The organism is Enterococcus sp. S53 (assembly GCF_016516865.1).
Taxonomy (GTDB): domain Bacteria; phylum Bacillota; class Bacilli; order Lactobacillales; family Enterococcaceae; genus Enterococcus_D; species Enterococcus_D innesii.
The window spans coordinates 193,278-209,762 of the sequence record NZ_JACVUH010000006.1; the positions used below are offsets into that span (position 1 = coordinate 193,278).

Below are 16,485 nucleotides of genomic sequence, written 5' to 3' on the forward strand. Positions count from 1 at the left end.
CAGTATAGTTGTTTAGTTAATGTTTACACAACCCCTAAAATAAAAAAAGATCAGACGTCACTGATCTTTTTCGGCAATCGATTCTCTAATGATCAATTCACTGCCACAAACGACGCGAACAGGCATCGTCCGCACCCCAAGGATTTTATTTTTCGCTAATTCGACACTCATCTGCCCCATCTCTTCAGCTTTCATCTTGACGGAAGACAGTGCGGGCGTCATAAATTGCGCCATTTCGATATCATCAAAACTAACGACTGACACATCTTTAGGAATCGATAACCCCGCTTCAGCGAGTGCCTTGTAAACCCCGACAGCCATAGGATCGCTGGCAACGACGATCGCTGTGGGGCGAGGATTCATTTGCGCGATCTGCTGACCAAAATGCAACCCAGTCTCTGGTGACCATTTCCCCTGCAGCACGGTTGTGAACTTTTCCAATTTATTGAGCAGCATCCATTGGCGGTAGTTTTCTGCTCGAATCTCTTGTTCATCGTAAACGACTTCGCCAGAAATCGTCACTCGGCTGGCAACACCACCCACAAAGGCGATATTCTCATGGCCCTTCTCTTTTAACATCGTGAGGATCTGGTGGGTCTTTTGGGCAAAATCGGTTTGGATGCAATCGTAGCTAGGTGCTTCACTATAATTATCCACCAGTATAATATTGGCATTTTGCTGACTGATCTCTGCCAAAGCATCGCTGGTCATCTCTCCAATAATAATGACTGCGCCATACTTCGCCAATTGTGCCAAATCTTTTTGAGGCTCCCGCATGGAAAAGGCCCGAATCGTTTTTAAGCGCCACTTTGCCGCTTCCTTTTCGATCCCATTGCGGATCATCATAAAGTACGGATCGTTTCTTTCCGACTCTCGATCGTGGCGGGTAATGATGGCAATCGTGTTTTGGTCGCCGACGTCACGGGAATGGGGTTGATTTTTTTCTTTTGAGTAGTTCATTTGGTTGGCGATCTCAATGACTCGTTGCCGCGTGTGTTCATTGATACTGAAGGTTTCATCATTGTTAAGGATTCTAGAAACACTTGCTACCGACACCCCGGCTAATTTCGCGATATCTCTCATACTTGCCATAGCTGCACCTCATCTGTTTACTGTTTACTAAATTTACATTCAGCATAGGCATAATTTTTGACCCTGTCAACCTTCTTTTCACAAAAAAACCGAAACTCCTTAGCTTTTCACTAAGGAAGTTTCGGGATGCCCATTTGTTTTCTATTTGAGCGCTTGGTCACAGAGCACGACATTGACCAAATACAAGGTGCTGATTCCTAAGACCAATAAGTAGACTGGGCCAAACAGCAAAAAGGTCAAGACAAGCGTCACTGTTGCTAAAAGATGCGCCAGTACTCGTTTGGGTGAACGAGCAAACTGATAAAAACTATAAAACAATGAGCTGGGCTGCTGCGGATAGGTGTGAAGCAGCCTCGTTTGATAAAGTAAGACCAAGCAAAACAAGCCAAAGGTGAACGCTAACGCGTAACTAGCGATCTGAAACAGCGGGTACTGCAAACGGCTAAAGATAAAGCTGTCCGCCAAAAGCAGCAGGAAGAATAGACTGAGCAAACGGTCTTGCCCTTTTCTTGTTGCCCACTGCTGATGAAATGCTTGCTGAAAACGAGCTTTGCTGCTTGCCTCCAAGCCATCGTTCCGCAGTTCCGTCAACGTCTCGATCAATGCTCGACTAGCGGTGGTACTCGTGATCAAAGGCAAGGAATACAACAGCCACATGCCTTGTAAAACCAGTAAATGCGGAAGCCAGTTGATGCCAGTCAACAGCGCTTGGTTTAAGCGTTGAGGGGTAACTTTTGTTCTCATCCTTTGGAACCTCCCGTCAGATCCATTCCCTCAATAAAGTAACGTTGAGCGAGGAAGAACAGCAAGATCGTCGGCAATAGCACAAGCGTTGCTCCTGCCATCAAGTAGTTCCACTGGGTCGTTGATTGGTTTTGGAAAACTTGCAGGCCAATCTGCAGCGTGTACTTTTCTTGGTTTTGAATATACAGTAATGGTCCTAAGAAATCATTCCACGCCCCATTGAAGGAGTTGATGGCAATCGTGATCAGCGCGGGTTTCGTCAATGGGATCATTAGATGGCTCCAAATATAAAGATGATTGGCGCCATCGATCTTAGCGGCTTCGATCAATTCATTGTTGACGGACAAGTAAAACTGCCGCATCAAGAAAATGTTAAAGGCGTTGCCGAAAAACGCTGGAACGATCAGCGGCAGATAGGTGCCGACCCAGCCGATTTTGGAAAATAAGACATATTGCGGGATCATCGTCACAAAGCCAGGAATCATCATCGTAGACAAGACGAGGGCAAAGATCAGATTTTTTCCTGGAAAGGCCAATTTTGCAAACCCATAAGCAATGAAGGAATTTGATAAGACATTCCCGAAGACCACTAAGACGGTAATGAATAACGTATTTTTTGCATACTGCCAAAATGGAAAGGCGTTGATAGTCTCCAAATAATTGCCAAGATTGATTTCTTCTGGGAAAAAGGTCGGCGGGTAGCGCACGATCTCCTCCATCGGTTTCAATGACGTAAAGACCATCCACAGCAACGGAATCAGTAGCACGATCCCGATGATCGACATCACCACATAGCTGATGATTTTTTTGACTCGCTGTTGGCTTGATTTGCTTCGTGTTTTTGTCGTCATTTCCATTAGCTGCCACCTCCGGTATAGTGAACCCAGCGTGGTGCCAGCTTGAGATTGATAAAGGTCAAGACTAAGACGATCAAGAACAAGATCATCGACATGGCCATCGCATAGCCCATATCAAAGGCGACGAAGGCTTTGTTCCACATATGCAAATTATAGAAGAGCAGCGAATTTGCCGGACCGCCGGTACCATTTTTGGTCATCACGTATGCTTCTTGGAAAATTTGAAAAGAACCGATCGTTGAAGTAATCACATCATAGAAGATGATTGGCGTGATCAAAGGGATCGTAATATTTTTGAATTTCGCCCAAACTCCCGCCCCATCGATCTCAGCCGATTCATACAGCGTCGGTGAAATATTTTGCAAGGTAGCTAGATACAAGAGCATCGCGCCCCCCGAACTCCAAATCTTCATCAAAATCAACGCTGGTTTCGTCCATTCGGGATCAAACAGCCATGCTGGACCTTTGATATTGAACCAGCTCAAGAAGGTATTGATCAATCCTGCGGAAGGAGATAATAATTGCATCCATAAGACGTAGACGGCAACCCCTGAAAGGATCGCTGGCAAGTAAAAGGTGGTTCGGAAAAAACTGATTCCGCGGATTTTTTGATTCAATAACGTGGCTAGAAAGACACTGAACAACGTGGTTAAGGGAACATTGAAGAGTACAAAATACGCCGTGTTATAGAGAGATTTCCAAAACAGGGTATCTTGCGTAAACATGCGGGTAAAGTTCTTAAAGCCGATAAAATTCATTTTCGAAGTCAGATTGTAATCGGTAAAGCTTCCTACGAAGGAAAACAGCATGGGCCCTAACATAAACACCACGAACCCAAGCAAAAATGGTGCTACGAAGAAGTAGCCCCAAAGAGCTTCTTGCCGTTTACTTTTTGAACGCTTCTTTGGCATTCCTTCCACTCCATTCTATTTTTACTCATTTCCATTCTATTTTTACTCATTGTTTGTTCAAGAAAACATGTCCGCTTCGCAAAGCAGAAAGCAAAGCCCAGTCCGCTAACCGACTGGACTTTCCTTCTTTTTTAAAAACGCTCGTTTTGAAGTTTATTTGTTTTGCTCAACAAGATCTTCCACCGCTTTTTGCGCATCTGCCAACCCTTCAGCCGGTGTTTTGCTACCTAGCATGATTTGGTCGATCTGTTCATTGACAAGACTGCTGAAGTCAGGCGCTGTCAATGGCACAGGCGTGATCACCGTATGGGCAAAGTTTTCATCCGCCATTTGGTAGATCATTTGGCCGTTTTCATCTAGATTGTCGTTGTTGACCAAGTTTTCGTTGGCTGTCCGATTCGCCATGATATCAAAGCTCTTCTCGCCAAATTTCTCTTGAACTTCTGGTGTCGACAAGTATTTGATAAACTCATAGGACGCTTCAGGATCTTTGGCACCGTATGGCACTTCTAGGACGAACCCGCCGCCCCATGACCAGTGACCAGAGCCGCTTTCTTTTTCAGGAATTTGAATGACCCCAAATTCAAAGTCATCTGGTGCATTTTCCGCCAAACTTGAGTAGTAGTTGATGTTTTGCGCACGCATCGCCACTAATCCGGAAATGAATGGATCGGCAACCCCTGAACCAAATTCAGCTTCTAAGCGATTGATGGTATCTTGACCATAATACTCTTGCCAGTCTAAGATCCATTCCAACGCTTCCACTTTGTTGTCTGTATCGATTTTGACGTTCTCGTCCTTGTCAAACCAGCTGACGCCATCGTCGGCATTCAACGCCCACACGTCAGCGCCTAAATTCCACAATGGGTAAAAGCCGATCCGCTCAAAGTCATCACCGTTTTTGACGTCTAATTTACGAGCAACTGTTTCTAACTCCTCCCACGTTTGTGGCAGTTGCTCTTCACTGATACCAGCCTCTTTAAAGAGTGTCTTATTGTAGAAAATAACTTGCGTATCTGTATTGAAAGGAACGGCATAGGCATCCCCTTCGTACTCCACTGTATCCCATAATTGCGGATAAAATTCATCAGAAAAGCCCTCTTCGATATACTCACTTAAATTCGTTGCTTGCTGCGCTTCTGCCCGCTGAGCAACAGAATTGATATCTTGTACAATAACATCAGGCGGATTGCCAGCAGTGATCGACGACAGTGATTTTGTCCAAATATCGCCCCAAGGCTGGTAGCTGTATTTGACCTCGATTTTATCTTGTGACGCATTAAAATCATCAATAATTTCTTCAATTACTTCTTGTCTTGCACCAGACCCCCAGAAGGACCAAAAGTCCAACGTCGTTTTGCCATCTGCTGACTCATTCCCCGAGGAATCAGCGGTTTCACTGTTGCCGCATCCTGCCGCCAGTACACCAACTGAAAAAAGCAAAGTCCCCATATAAAATAACTTTCTCATTTAACCTAACCTACTTTCATTTATTTTTAATGTACTATTTAAAAGCTATCACTACTTCTTCTTTTCAGCAAATAAAAAGCATCGTGATTCGAATAAAAAAATAACGTTTTTACCGTTTCTCGACAAGAAGAGCGTTTTCTTTGAAAATATAAAAAAAGTGGGGCATCATAGAAATAGCACCTATTTTTCAACCTCACGTCAGACCATTTGAAAAACGATGTTTATAGAAAGGGAGTAACCACATGCTAGTCATTGTCGATATGCAAAACCAAATTCTCGATGAAGAGAACGAAGCGTATGTGCCAGATGGCGCCGCTCTCGTCAAACGAATCGCCAAGCGCCTACAACAAGCACGGGCGGATGGGGAGTACATCTTACACACCCGCGACATTCCAATCGAAGTCAAAGGAACGCCTGATGAAGAAGCCGATGCCCTGCAGCTGATCCCAGAACTTAAGCCTCTCGAAAATGAAAAAGTCGTCAAGAAATACTATTACAGTATTCCACCTGAAGTCTTGATCGACATTAAGAAAAATCTATTTGAACCTGAAGAAGAAAAGAAAATCGAAATCACTGGTGTTGAAACCAACATCTGTGTCCTTTCCAATACCATCGAGATCCAAAGCGCCTTTCCTGACGCTGATTTCACTATCAATAAAACATTAGTCGCTGGTAAAAACCACGAGTCGCAAGGACTCGATATCTTACGAGACTTCAATGTCCAAATCATTGATGGCACAAAACAAACCAATGACCAATAGGTAACGAAAGCTCCCTGTTCAAGGAACAGAGAGCTTTTTCAATTTGATTATTCATTTAATTCATTGAGCCATCTAATAGCTCGGTCGGAATTTCAATCCGAACCTCATTTTCAGTCTGACAGTTTGGACATACGAAGGTTCCTTCGATGGCTTCCTTCACTTCCCCGTAAGCATAATGAATAGCGATTTCATCTTCTGCCAATTCATTCGTTTCCAACGGTGGTACCATGGTTAATTGCCCCTCGCTGTCTTCTTGTAAATGAACGACCAGCTTCCCATCAAAGTTTTCATTGCAATTCGTGCAGGAAGCTTTTCCTCGAATCGTTAGATCCATGATCATCCCTCCTCATTTCTTGTCACTGGTTGATGCAGGTTCCGTTAGATACTCGTAACACATGCATGCTTCACTTTAATAGTGTCACGCTTTCACTTTTTTAGCAAATCATCTGTTTTTCTTTTTTTAAACCATTGATGAAGAAAAATCAAATCAACCGTTTTGAGCGTTTTCGTTGTCAAATCGTTAAAATCCTTGCAGAATTAAATTATCTGTTACTAAAAAGTAAAAACGTGTTGTTGAAAAAATTAGTGATTGTCCGAACTTATCTGAACAAACAAGGAGGAAAAATGATGCAAGCAGTAACCTGGCAAGGAAATCAAAAAATGGACGTTCGTCGTGTAGAAGATCCAACGATTTTAGAACCGACGGATGCGATCATCCGAATCACCGCAACCGCAATCTGCGGCTCTGATCTCCACCTTTACCACCATGGCGGCTCGGTCTTGGAAGAAGGCTATGTCGTTGGTCACGAACCAATGGGTATTGTCGAAGAAGTTGGCAGTCAAGTACAGAAACTAAAAAAAGGCGACCGTGTCGTCATCCCTTTCAATATCGGGTGCGGCCATTGCCACTTTTGTCAAAATGAAATGGAAAGTCAATGCGACAATTCTTCAGAAGATACATTGTATGGCGGCTTGTTCGGTTTCGGAAAAATGAACGGTAACCACTGGGGCGGTCAAGCCGAATTCTTGCGCGTACCTTTCGCAGATTTCACCTCGTTTATCGTACCTGAATCAACGATCCCTGATGAAAAAGTATTGTTTTTATCTGACATCTTACCTACAGCGTATTGGAGCGTCCAAAACGCTGGCGTCAAAAAGGATGATACCGTGATCGTCTTAGGCTCAGGCCCAGTTGGGTTGTTTGCCCAAAAATTTGCCGTGATGGCAGGCGCTAAGCGGGTGATTGCCGTGGATCCTGTTGCTCATCGCTTAGAAAAAGCCAGCAGCTACAATCAAGTCGAAACATTCCAATTGGATGATTTGGCTACTAGTGCTGATGAACTGTATGAGCTGACCAAAGGTGGCGCTGATGTGATCATCGACTGTGTTGGGATGGATGGTTTAGAACCCGTCAAAGAAAAAGCCAAAAACCTAGTCAGCTTGCAAAGTGGAACGATCTCACCGATCCAGATGGCCGCCAAAGCAGTCAAAAAATTTGGTACCGTCCAAATCACTGGCGTTTACATGACTCCTGCTTCTTCTTATCCATTGCAAGAATTCTTTATGCGCAACATTGATGTCAAACACGGGCAAGCACCTGTGATCCATTTAATGTCGAAAATTTATGACATGATTGCCGATGGTTTGTTTGACCCGTCACAGATCATCACTCACACGATGCCTTTAGCAGATGCTGCCAAAGCGTATGAGATTTTTGACAAAAAAGAAGACAAGAACATCAAAGTTGTCTTGAAACCTTAGCACAAACAAAGGAGCAGTGATAGCACCTATGCCAAAAATCAAACGGAGTGAACATCAATTCGATCCGGGAAAAGAAGAAGATGTGATCATCAAGGCAAGCCGCTTTCGCATCTACTTTCAAAATCGCTACATGTTGATCTCACTTACGAATGATATTTTGACGGGCTTGTTTTATATTTTCGGAAGTATCGTTTCATTAACTAGCTTGCCTGCGATTTACGGAACGATCGCCTATTTGATCGGCGGAGTCTTTTTGACCATTCGCCCGCTGATTAAAATCGTTCGCCATGTCTATATCTATAATGATCGCAATCAACAAGGCGAGAAAGAAAAAGATGTCACCATCACCGACGATGAACGTTGATGGGGCGACAACTAGAGAGGAGTTTCCTATGTTAAAAACATTTGATGGGATCGCACTGACCTTATTGATCATCGGCGGTATCAATTGGCTGCTGGTCGGCGCCTTCGAGTTTGACCTTGTCGCAGCGATCACCGGCGGCAGCACGTCGATCATTGCCCGCGTCATTTATATTCTAGTTGGGATCAGCGCATTGTATAGCCTGAAATTCTTTCCAGCTATCGCCCGCCAACAAACCCTCGACTAATTGAAAATAAAACCTGCATCTGCGGTGTACTGACCCCAAAAAAGTTAGATTTTTGGTCTAACTTTTTGAGGTCGCATCTGCGGATGCAGTTTTTTTGTCTACAATCATTGAAAAAAAACACTAGTTGTACTACTCTTGTATTTAACCTACTATTTTCGAAAAAAATAAAAAGGACGTGACTCATGACCCCACCTACTAGACCCTCACTGATACGTCGGATACTCGGCCGGATACTTTTGCTATTGATTTTCTTATTTATTCTAAGTATTATTGGCGGAATCATTGTTTTAAATAACCTCACCATCGCAGAAAATTGGTTTGGTCTGAATGAATACCAAGTCGTTGAAACCAGACATCAGATCATTCGTTTGTTCCCCTACTTTTGGGTAGCAGGGATCCTGCTGGTCTTTTTGATCGGTCTGATCATCGGCATCAAGAAACGCAAAAAATCGCCATTCTATTGGTTATTCTCATTGCTCTTGCTGCCAGTGATTCTCTTTTGTATTGGCGTAGTTTCCACCTTTTTACCTGTAGACCGCCAACTCTTTCGAGAAGAAGCCAGTGCCAAAGAAATCATGGCTGCGCTGCCGAATCAATCCTCACTCAAGGACAAAGAGCTGCAACTGGTCAGCTATAGTTTTCACATCCGCAATGTCCCGCTAAAAAGCGGCATTTATGCAGTTGCGCGAGTGATCAATCCAAACACAGGCCTGCAAGACGAGTATTGGTATTACCCAGAAAATCTGTTGACCAAATGGAAAAAAGACGACGATACGATCGAGCTTTCGATGGAAGATACCATTGCCTTTGATGCCATCGATTGGGGCGTCATTCCCAAGATCATCAAGGATTCTGAGGCACGAGCAGCTCAGCTGGATCACTATGTCCCTGGCGTCAGCATCGTCATTTTAAACGGCTCCCAAGGTGAATGGACTTGGACCGTTGGTTTAAATGGGATTCGTAATCGCACCGAGATCAATTATGTTTATGATCTCAAAGGAAATTATCAATCCGAATGGCAATAAAACAAGCGGCACCTATCCACGTGAATAGGCGCCGCTTTTGCATTTAACGATTTACTGATCCAAGTCTTTGACACACCGAAACCCTAGATTATTGGCTGCCGACATCCCAGAATTACCATTTCTAGCGGCAATTCGGTATCGTTTGCAATAGGATTCGTGGCACAAAAACGAACCGCCGCGAGTCGCATACATTTGATCATCTTGTGTTTGATTCCTTGCCCAAAAGGTTTGTCCCGTCTGTTGTTGAAACTGTGTCAGCGGGATGCGGGCAGGATTGACGCACCATTCCCAGACATTGCCGATCACTTGATAGAGACCAAAGCCATTGGGCTCATACCATTTCGCAGGCGCTGTATTGGCAAAGCCGTCTGCTCGCGTGTTGCTTTTTGGAAACTCTCCTTGCCAAATATTGCAATGATAGGTATTTTCAGCCAAAAATTCCCTTCCCCAAGGATATTTTTCAAAACTTGTCCCGCCTTTTGCAGCGATCTCCCACTCTGCTTCTGTTGGGAGGCGTTTTTTTGCCCAGTGGCAATAGGCGATCGCATCGTTGCGAGACACCTGAACCACTGGGTGATCCATCCGCTGGGCAATCGTTGAATCAGGTCCTTCAGGATGACGCCAATCTGCGCCGCTAACCGCGTACCACCAAGCCATATTTGGTACCTTTTGACTGCGGTGTTTCGTTTGCTCACTTAAAAAATAGTGAAAAACGAACGACCAGCCAAAGCGCTCGGCTTCTGTGACATATCCTGTTGCTTCCACAAAAACTTGGAAAGCTTGGTTCGTCACCGTCGTGGCATCAATGGCAAATGCTGGGCTGTCGAGGCTGATTTGCGGTCCCTCAAGATCCTCGGCAAAGCCGTCCATCGTATTCGTGCCGATTCGATAAGTTCCTGCTGGAATCGTGGGCATCTGCTTGCCTCCTTTTTACAATAATTGATAGCCATTGTACAGATTAATCAGTAACACCAGCACGATCACAGTTTGAAATACCAGTGTCACTCGCTGCGGTGACAGGACGTTGCTGGCCTTGGCGCCTAACAGTCCTCCCACGATCGCGGCTGGAATAACAAACCACAAAATTTGCAGATCATACGCACCAAAACCTGTCGAAAAAGCGATCGTCAAAATTTTTGCCAGCTGCGAGAAAAAAATCGTACAAATTGAATAGATCGTCGCCTCTTTGATCGGCATGGCAAACAGCAGCATCAATAAAGAAACATTGATGGGTCCGCCGCCGATCCCCAGCAAACTGGCTAGAAAGCCGAGAATCAAGCCGCAAGCTGCATACCAGCCGACTTTTTCCAGCGCAAACCCACGCCAGTTATATTTTGTATACAAAAAAGCAAACAATAGTGTCAGCACGGTCACAAGGATTTGGATCAGCTGAACCAGCTTGTCGTCTCGAAAGACAAGCAATAGCTGTTCAAAGGCAACATTGCCTAAAACACCGCCTAACACAGCGCCGCCAGAAACCCACAAGGCAATCGACCAATTGATTTTCCGTCCACTGGCTAATTGTCTAGCTGTCGAAACGATGGACATCGTGAAGACCGCTGTCGCCGAGTAAAAAGAGATCGCAGCAACAGAATGGGCGCCGATAAAATCGAAAATCGGTTTGATCAGCACGCCACCCCCCATGCCGGAAACTGCGCCTACGGCATTTGCTAAGACGATCACGAGAAAATAAATCAGTCCGATCATTGTCTCACCCCTTGCAAAAGCCCCAGTATCTCATTGATTCTAGGTGCGAAGTCTTTTAACAGCTCCTGATAACCGCAAAAACCCTCACTATCCACGTACATTGCATCTTTCATTCGTTTACAGCCTCCTCGGCACATTTTTTGGAAAGGACATTGCGTACACTTCGAAGGCATGTCTTTTTTCTGGCACAAAAACTGCTGCGAACAGTCTTGAGAAAACAATTCCCGTAACGTTTGCTCTTTGATATAGCCCATGCGATACTCATCTAATACATAGAAGTCACAAGGATAGACACTGCCGTCGGCTTCGATCACATACTGCACTTGGCAATTGCCTAGAATCCCGCAGGCAGTTACTTGCTGCCGCACCAATAGATTCAATAAGTCATCGAACAGCTTGATACTTAGGTAGCGCCCTTGCTTCAATTCCTGCAGCCAAAACGCCAACAGCTGCTGATAAAAGCCAGCAAAGCTTCTTGGTGTCAAGGCATAGTCGTTGGTTGATGTGGCATCCAAATCAGCCAAGCAAGGAATGAATTGCACAAATGCAATCTGCTCTTCCTTGAGAAAGTCAAACACACGCTGGGCTTCCTTTGCTAACGGATTTGTCAACACGCACAAGACATTGTACTCGATCTGATAGGCATCCAATAACCGCTTGGTCTGTAAAACCCGCGCAAAGGTTCCCCGCCCTTTGGCGTCTAATCGATGACGATCGTGCGCAAGCGGATGCCCATCGATCGACAGCCCGACTAAAAAGCGATGCTCTTTCAAAAAACGACACCACTTGTCATTGATCACCATGCCGTTGGTCTGGATCGCATAGTGTACTGTCACTTGCTTTTTTTGCGCCGCAACATAAGCCGTTAGTTTTCTAAAATAACTCAGCCCCGCCATCGTCGGCTCTCCGCCTTGAAATGCCAACGTCAAATGATCGCCAGCTTCTAAGTCTGCATAAATGTTTGCAATCATCTTTTCCATTACATCCTCTTTCATTTTGCCAAAGGAACGCACTTCACGCAAGGAACTGACGTTAGCATAAAAGCAATAGGTGCAGCGCAGATTGCAAAGAGAGGATGCTGGCTTGATCAATACGGAGATGTGTTTCATGTGGAGGCCTCGATTCTTTTTTTACTTATTTAGCGTTTGTCCCGTTTCATCGGAACAAAATCAGTCGTTTCCATATAAAAACGAGTAACGCGTTGCTTCATTTTCTCAACAATTTCGGCGTATTCTTTTTCTAGCGCCAAGTTTTTGATTTCCATTGGGTCTTTTTCCAAATCATATAATTCGTCATGCTCATAAAGACGCATCACATATTTATAGTTCCCCATCTTGCACATAACTGCTTTAGTATGTTCCGGACCTTCGCTATACTGTGTCGCAAGCCGCGGCCAATACGGAGATTTCGGTCCATGCCCCAGCTCCATCGCTTGTGTCTCGCCATGAATGCGTCCGCCTTCGCAAAAAACAGCATCTTTGTGCTCTTCGGCTCCTTTGATCACAGGAACCAAGGATTTTCCAAATTGTGTATAGGAAAGATCGAACTCAGCCAGTTCGGCGATCGTTGCTGGTAAATCTAGCAGTTCCGCTTGTGCTTTGGTGATTCGCGGCACACTTTCAATCGTTTTAGCAGGTTTGATGACCAATGGGACATTCGTGATCGGCTCTTCAAAACAGTTTTGGACTTTTTCAGTGATCGTGTAGTCACCAGTATAGTCTCCATGGTCACTGAAAACAATGAGGTTTGTCTCATCGTAAAAGCCTGTTTCACGCAGCTTCTCTTTGATCATGCCCAGTTGATGATCAAAACGCGAAACCATTGCTAAATAGGTGGCACGTAATTCATCAAAGCGCTCTTCTGTCCAACCGTTTAAATTCTGTTTCTCATTGATGCCATACAGCATTGAGGCTTTGTTAGGAATATCTTTGATATTCGGCCGGCGTTTCGGCAGTTTCTGACGATCAATACTCGAATACCATGGATCTTCGCAAGCATAGGGTGGATGTGGGAATGAGATCGTACAATAAACGAAAAATGGTTTGTCTGTCTTTTCCTGACTGCGACGTTCAAGATAGTCCAACGCCTTTTTCACACAATTCCAGTCCGTTTTGCCATAGCCCTCACTGTCTGGTAATTTTCCCATATAAAATGAATAATACGTATCTCCTGAAAGCATCTGGTCGTACAGCTGTTTACTGGCTTCGTTCATATCAGCAGAATGATTGACTTCACTGTTTTGAGCATCCCGAGTGTTTTCGTCTACCACACCGTCATAATATTCATCACAATAGTCTGTTTTTGGTTTATCCCCTGGAACCACATCATTTCTGCCGATCCAGATGACTTCATAGCCTTGATTCTTCATTTCTTTCAAAATATTGGGTTCATCTTCTCTTTGCAAATAGTGCATCGTTCGATGCCCATTGACATGTGGATAAAAACCCGTCAGAAAACTATTTCTAGAAGGCACACAGACAGGGTTTTGGCAGTAGGCATTTTCAAATGAGACCCCTTCTTCTGCCAGTTCATCAAAGTTAGGGGTGATTGATGCGGGATTCCCCATATGTGCGAGTGCGTCATTTCTCATCTGATCTGCTACGAATAAAAAGATATTTTTTTTCAACTTGTCTTTCCTCCTAACCGATGACCGTTAATAAGGTATCTTGTTTTTCAACATCTTGTTTGTCTGTTTCAACAATATCTAGGTAATCCGCCGTGTTTGAAATAATAATCGGTGTCACGATGGAATAGCCTTCTTTTTCCAATGCGTCTTTATCAAAACTCAAAAGTAATTGTCCCTTCGTTACTGAGTCTCCTTGGGCAACGGCTGGCTGGAAATACTGTCCTTTCAAATTCACTGTATCCATCCCTACATGAATCAGAACTTCAACACCATCTGCGGTCGTGATTCCCACAGCATGATTTGTCGGAAAAAGTGTTGAAACGATTCCATCTGCTGGTGCGTAGACCTTTCCTTCTGACGGAATGACAGCTAATCCTTTCCCTAACAATCCGCTGGAAAACGCTTCGTCTTTTACTTCTTTTAGTGGGATGATCGTTCCTCTAACTGGTGTTGCTAAATCATAGAGAACAGTTTGTCCAAGTTCATGATTCAGTGTCGATGGCTCCACGTTTTTTTCGTTGGCTCCTTCACTAGCTGGTTCGTCATCACTTTTGGGATTATAGGCATAAAAGAATGTGATCAAAAATCCTAATGCGAAGGCAACGGCACTAGCTAAGGCAAACCCGATAAAACTGTTATCAATGCCATTTTCTGGGTGAATAAATCGTGGTAAAGCGAAAATACCTGTCCCGCCGTTGATGTAGACTCTCGTTTTGAACAATCCCATGATTCCTCCTGCAACAGCGACTGCGATGGAGGTAGTATAAAATGCTTTTTTCCTTGGTAAGGTTACCCCATACAGTGCTGGCTCCGTGATACCAAAGATTGCCGAAAGAAAAGCAGGGAAGGCAATTTCTTTTAATTTTTTGTTTCTAGTTTTCAAAAAGATTGCGAGGGTGACTCCCGCCATCGCCACAGGTGTTGCCAGACCAGCCATCATCACGACATCGTACCCTAGTGTGGCATAGTTGTTCAAAGCGATCGGCACAAAGCCCCAATGCAGGCCAAACATAATGAAGACTTGCCAAAATCCACCGATAACAATACCCGCGATAATCGGACTAAATTCGTAAGCAGCTGACAATGCTTGCCCTAATAATAATCCTGCCCAAGTAGTAATCGGTCCAACGATTAGAAAGACTAAGGGAACTGTGATGATCAAGGTCAGAAAAGAAACAAAGAAACTCCGCACTGCTCGTGGAATCAATAAAGAAAAGAAAGCTTCTAGTTTTGATGCCAAATAAGTAGCTGCAATAATTGGAATCACGCTTGAAGTATAGCTCATCAATATAACAGGGATTCCAAGAAAAGTAATATAGATTGGAGATTCTAAGACAGAACCTGCAAATAAGGTATACATCGCTTCGCTTCCGCCATTTGCTGCTACGATCGTCGGATAAACTAATGCTGCCCCGATCGCCATTCCGATAAAAGGTTTACCCCCAAATTTTTTCGAAGCAGTGTACCCTAGAAAGAGTGGGAAGAAATAAAACAATCCATCCCCTGTCGCATTTAAAATCAAATACGTCCCTGATGCTTTATCCAGCACTTCAAATGTTGTCAATAAAGCAAGTAACCCTTTGATCATCCCTGCTGCCATCAAGACATTGATGATCGGCGTAAAAATACCAGCGACAATATCGATAAATCGGTTTAAAATCCCTTTTGGTTCTTCCTCTTGTCCAGAAGTTTCTTCCGTATTCATATCGATCATGTCCGTAAATTCTTTATAAACTTCTGCTACGTGATTTCCGATAACTACTTGATATTGTCCCCCACTTTGGACGACGGTGACAACCCCCGGCAAATTTTTGATCGTTTGGGTCTGGGCTTTTGATTCATCTTTAAGTTTAAACCGAAGACGGGTAATACAATGCGTCAATCCAGCAATGTTTTCTTTTCCGCCGATATTCTTTAAAATTTGTTCATTCAATTCTTGGTATTGCATCTCATTCATTCCTTTCTCTACTATACAACCAATAAAAAAGGCAAGACCAAACAACACTACATTTCTTGTAGCCTTGTCAAGTCTTGCCTGCTTTACCAGTAACACCTTGAATTATTGATCGATCAATTTTTGTACATGAAGCGTTAAATACAATTGTTCATCGTCATATAATGTTTTATTTAAATATTCGCCAATCAAACGGGTGGTTTCATAGGCTTTAGGATATTTATCAATCACGTGGACTAACAGAGGATTCCCGACGCCTTCAACGATTTCCTTGTTTTCAATCCGTTTAAAAAAGAATCTCAAATGGGTGACGAAGCGATCGAAAGCTAAACTATTCTCATCAATGTGCACACGATTGTGAATACGAATAAGTGAAATAATGTCTTTGATTTTTTGTGTCAGCAATTCGATATCTTCCATCTTCTCTGAATCGTCATTGATTTGCGCATTAATAAAATGCATGGCGATATTACTGATCTCTGCCTCATTTAGGGAGAATTGCGTTTTGCTTTCAATCAATCGAACCGCATGCTCTCCTACTGCATACTCGTTGGGATAGAAACGCTTGATTTCCCAAGTCAAGCGATTGTTGATGCTGATCCCTTCTTCTTTCAAGCGAATCAAATTATAGATGTGATCCGTCAAAGAGATGTAAATGGAATCACTTAATTGGTAGGAAATGACTTGCTTTCCATAACGGATAATATCATCCGCAAGAGACGCATATTGGATTGGAATGTTCTCTAGCAATTCCATCAAACGATCAGAGGATTTCTTATGAAGCACAAACACTTTTTCAATTTTTGATTCATCGGCGGTTTGTCCTGGTTTCATTTTGAAGCCAAGGCCGGTACCGATCCAGATAAAATCTTTGCCATCTTGTCCGACCAAAACTGCATTGTTGTTTAAGATTTTTTTGATCTTCAAGACGCTTCTCACCTCCTTAAAATGAAAAAAGGCGATACCTTA

17 protein-coding genes are annotated in these 16,485 nt (G+C 43.8%); 5 read left to right on the forward strand and 12 right to left on the reverse strand.

What is annotated here, in order from left to right:
* Positions 1 to 57 precede the first annotated feature (57 nt).
* The 5 genes from IAE45_RS10160 to IAE45_RS10180 form a co-directional block, all read right to left on the reverse strand.
* Positions 58 to 1,092: a LacI family DNA-binding transcriptional regulator gene (locus IAE45_RS10160; protein WP_086294853.1), complete on the reverse strand. Its 1,035-nt coding sequence runs from the start codon at positions 1,090 to 1,092 to the stop codon at positions 58 to 60.
* A 141-nt stretch (positions 1,093 to 1,233) separates the two neighbouring features.
* Positions 1,234 to 1,836, reverse strand: coding sequence for a hypothetical protein (locus tag IAE45_RS10165; protein ID WP_200126371.1), 603 nt, complete (start codon positions 1,834 to 1,836; stop codon positions 1,234 to 1,236).
* On the reverse strand, positions 1,833 to 2,693 hold the full coding sequence (locus tag IAE45_RS10170; RefSeq protein ID WP_005225484.1) for a carbohydrate ABC transporter permease: 861 nt from the start codon (positions 2,691 to 2,693) through the stop codon (positions 1,833 to 1,835). The genes IAE45_RS10165 and IAE45_RS10170 overlap by 4 nt, the downstream gene beginning before the upstream one ends.
* A complete protein-coding gene (locus tag IAE45_RS10175; RefSeq protein WP_005234717.1) occupies positions 2,693 to 3,604 on the reverse strand; it encodes a carbohydrate ABC transporter permease in 912 nt (303 codons plus the stop codon). Before IAE45_RS10175 ends, IAE45_RS10170 begins: the two co-directional genes overlap by 1 nt.
* A gap of 153 nt (positions 3,605 to 3,757) precedes the next feature.
* Positions 3,758 to 5,074 (reverse strand): ABC transporter substrate-binding protein, encoded by a 1,317-nt coding sequence (locus tag IAE45_RS10180; protein ID WP_200126373.1) that lies wholly within the window; start codon positions 5,072 to 5,074, stop codon positions 3,758 to 3,760.
* Between the two features lie 242 nt (positions 5,075 to 5,316).
* Between IAE45_RS10180 and IAE45_RS10185 the strand changes: the two genes are divergently transcribed.
* Positions 5,317 to 5,835, forward strand: a complete 519-nt coding sequence (locus IAE45_RS10185; protein ID WP_128488159.1) for an isochorismatase family protein — start codon at positions 5,317 to 5,319, stop codon at positions 5,833 to 5,835.
* A gap of 55 nt (positions 5,836 to 5,890) precedes the next feature.
* Here IAE45_RS10185 and IAE45_RS10190 read toward each other — a convergent pair whose 3' ends face one another.
* Positions 5,891 to 6,175: a hypothetical protein gene (locus IAE45_RS10190; RefSeq protein WP_026008050.1), complete on the reverse strand. Its 285-nt coding sequence runs from the start codon at positions 6,173 to 6,175 to the stop codon at positions 5,891 to 5,893.
* Positions 6,176 to 6,462: 287 nt separating this feature from the next.
* Here IAE45_RS10190 and IAE45_RS10195 point away from each other — a divergent pair, with 287 nt between their 5' ends.
* The 4 genes from IAE45_RS10195 (at position 6,463) to IAE45_RS10210 (ending at position 9,229) form a co-directional block, all read left to right on the forward strand.
* Positions 6,463 to 7,596, forward strand: a complete 1,134-nt coding sequence (locus IAE45_RS10195) for an alcohol dehydrogenase catalytic domain-containing protein (protein ID WP_200126375.1) — start codon at positions 6,463 to 6,465, stop codon at positions 7,594 to 7,596.
* 28 nt (positions 7,597 to 7,624) lie between these two features.
* On the forward strand, positions 7,625 to 7,960 hold the full coding sequence (locus IAE45_RS10200) for a YrhK family protein (RefSeq protein ID WP_128488157.1): 336 nt from the start codon (positions 7,625 to 7,627) through the stop codon (positions 7,958 to 7,960).
* A gap of 28 nt (positions 7,961 to 7,988) precedes the next feature.
* Positions 7,989 to 8,204, forward strand: coding sequence for a DUF378 domain-containing protein (locus IAE45_RS10205; protein WP_008379021.1), 216 nt, complete (start codon positions 7,989 to 7,991; stop codon positions 8,202 to 8,204).
* Positions 8,205 to 8,386: 182 nt separating this feature from the next.
* Positions 8,387 to 9,229, forward strand: coding sequence for a hypothetical protein (locus tag IAE45_RS10210; protein WP_200126376.1), 843 nt, complete (start codon positions 8,387 to 8,389; stop codon positions 9,227 to 9,229).
* 51 nt (positions 9,230 to 9,280) lie between these two features.
* Here IAE45_RS10210 and IAE45_RS10215 read toward each other — a convergent pair whose 3' ends face one another.
* From IAE45_RS10215 to IAE45_RS10240, 6 genes are all read right to left on the reverse strand, one after another.
* A complete protein-coding gene (locus tag IAE45_RS10215; protein WP_128488155.1) occupies positions 9,281 to 10,144 on the reverse strand; it encodes a formylglycine-generating enzyme family protein in 864 nt (287 codons plus the stop codon).
* A gap of 15 nt (positions 10,145 to 10,159) precedes the next feature.
* On the reverse strand, positions 10,160 to 10,936 hold the full coding sequence (locus IAE45_RS10220) for a sulfite exporter TauE/SafE family protein (protein ID WP_128488153.1): 777 nt from the start codon (positions 10,934 to 10,936) through the stop codon (positions 10,160 to 10,162).
* The gene (locus IAE45_RS10225) at positions 10,933 to 12,045 is read right to left on the reverse strand and encodes a radical SAM/SPASM domain-containing protein (RefSeq protein ID WP_200126378.1); all 1,113 of its coding nucleotides are present in this window, start codon (positions 12,043 to 12,045) and stop codon (positions 10,933 to 10,935) included. The genes IAE45_RS10220 and IAE45_RS10225 overlap by 4 nt, the downstream gene beginning before the upstream one ends.
* 29 nt (positions 12,046 to 12,074) lie before the next feature.
* A complete protein-coding gene (locus tag IAE45_RS10230) occupies positions 12,075 to 13,562 on the reverse strand; it encodes a sulfatase-like hydrolase/transferase (RefSeq protein ID WP_142973759.1) in 1,488 nt (495 codons plus the stop codon).
* Positions 13,563 to 13,575: 13 nt separating this feature from the next.
* Positions 13,576 to 15,510, reverse strand: coding sequence for a beta-glucoside-specific PTS transporter subunit IIABC (locus IAE45_RS10235; RefSeq protein ID WP_151195817.1), 1,935 nt, complete (start codon positions 15,508 to 15,510; stop codon positions 13,576 to 13,578).
* Between the two features lie 111 nt (positions 15,511 to 15,621).
* A complete protein-coding gene (locus IAE45_RS10240; RefSeq protein WP_010747748.1) occupies positions 15,622 to 16,443 on the reverse strand; it encodes a PRD domain-containing protein in 822 nt (273 codons plus the stop codon).
* Between the last annotated feature and the right edge of the window lie 42 nt (positions 16,444 to 16,485).

Coding starts and splice junctions, on each gene's coding strand:
- IAE45_RS10215 (WP_128488155.1), bottom strand. CDS start 10,144: ATGCCCACGATTCCAGCAGGAACTTATCGAATCGGCACGAATACGATG.
- IAE45_RS10160 (WP_086294853.1), bottom strand. CDS start 1,092: ATGGCAAGTATGAGAGATATCGCGAAATTAGCCGGGGTGTCGGTAGCA.
- IAE45_RS10200 (WP_128488157.1), top strand. CDS start 7,625: ATGCCAAAAATCAAACGGAGTGAACATCAATTCGATCCGGGAAAAGAA.
- IAE45_RS10205 (WP_008379021.1), top strand. CDS start 7,989: ATGTTAAAAACATTTGATGGGATCGCACTGACCTTATTGATCATCGGC.
- IAE45_RS10180 (WP_200126373.1), bottom strand. CDS start 5,074: ATGAGAAAGTTATTTTATATGGGGACTTTGCTTTTTTCAGTTGGTGTA.
- IAE45_RS10225 (WP_200126378.1), bottom strand. CDS start 12,045: ATGAAACACATCTCCGTATTGATCAAGCCAGCATCCTCTCTTTGCAAT.
- IAE45_RS10195 (WP_200126375.1), top strand. CDS start 6,463: ATGCAAGCAGTAACCTGGCAAGGAAATCAAAAAATGGACGTTCGTCGT.
- IAE45_RS10185 (WP_128488159.1), top strand. CDS start 5,317: ATGCTAGTCATTGTCGATATGCAAAACCAAATTCTCGATGAAGAGAAC.
- IAE45_RS10220 (WP_128488153.1), bottom strand. CDS start 10,936: ATGATCGGACTGATTTATTTTCTCGTGATCGTCTTAGCAAATGCCGTA.
- IAE45_RS10190 (WP_026008050.1), bottom strand. CDS start 6,175: ATGATCATGGATCTAACGATTCGAGGAAAAGCTTCCTGCACGAATTGC.
- IAE45_RS10235 (WP_151195817.1), bottom strand. CDS start 15,510: ATGCAATACCAAGAATTGAATGAACAAATTTTAAAGAATATCGGCGGA.
- IAE45_RS10165 (WP_200126371.1), bottom strand. CDS start 1,836: ATGAGAACAAAAGTTACCCCTCAACGCTTAAACCAAGCGCTGTTGACT.
- IAE45_RS10170 (WP_005225484.1), bottom strand. CDS start 2,693: ATGGAAATGACGACAAAAACACGAAGCAAATCAAGCCAACAGCGAGTC.
- IAE45_RS10210 (WP_200126376.1), top strand. CDS start 8,387: ATGACCCCACCTACTAGACCCTCACTGATACGTCGGATACTCGGCCGG.
- IAE45_RS10175 (WP_005234717.1), bottom strand. CDS start 3,604: ATGCCAAAGAAGCGTTCAAAAAGTAAACGGCAAGAAGCTCTTTGGGGC.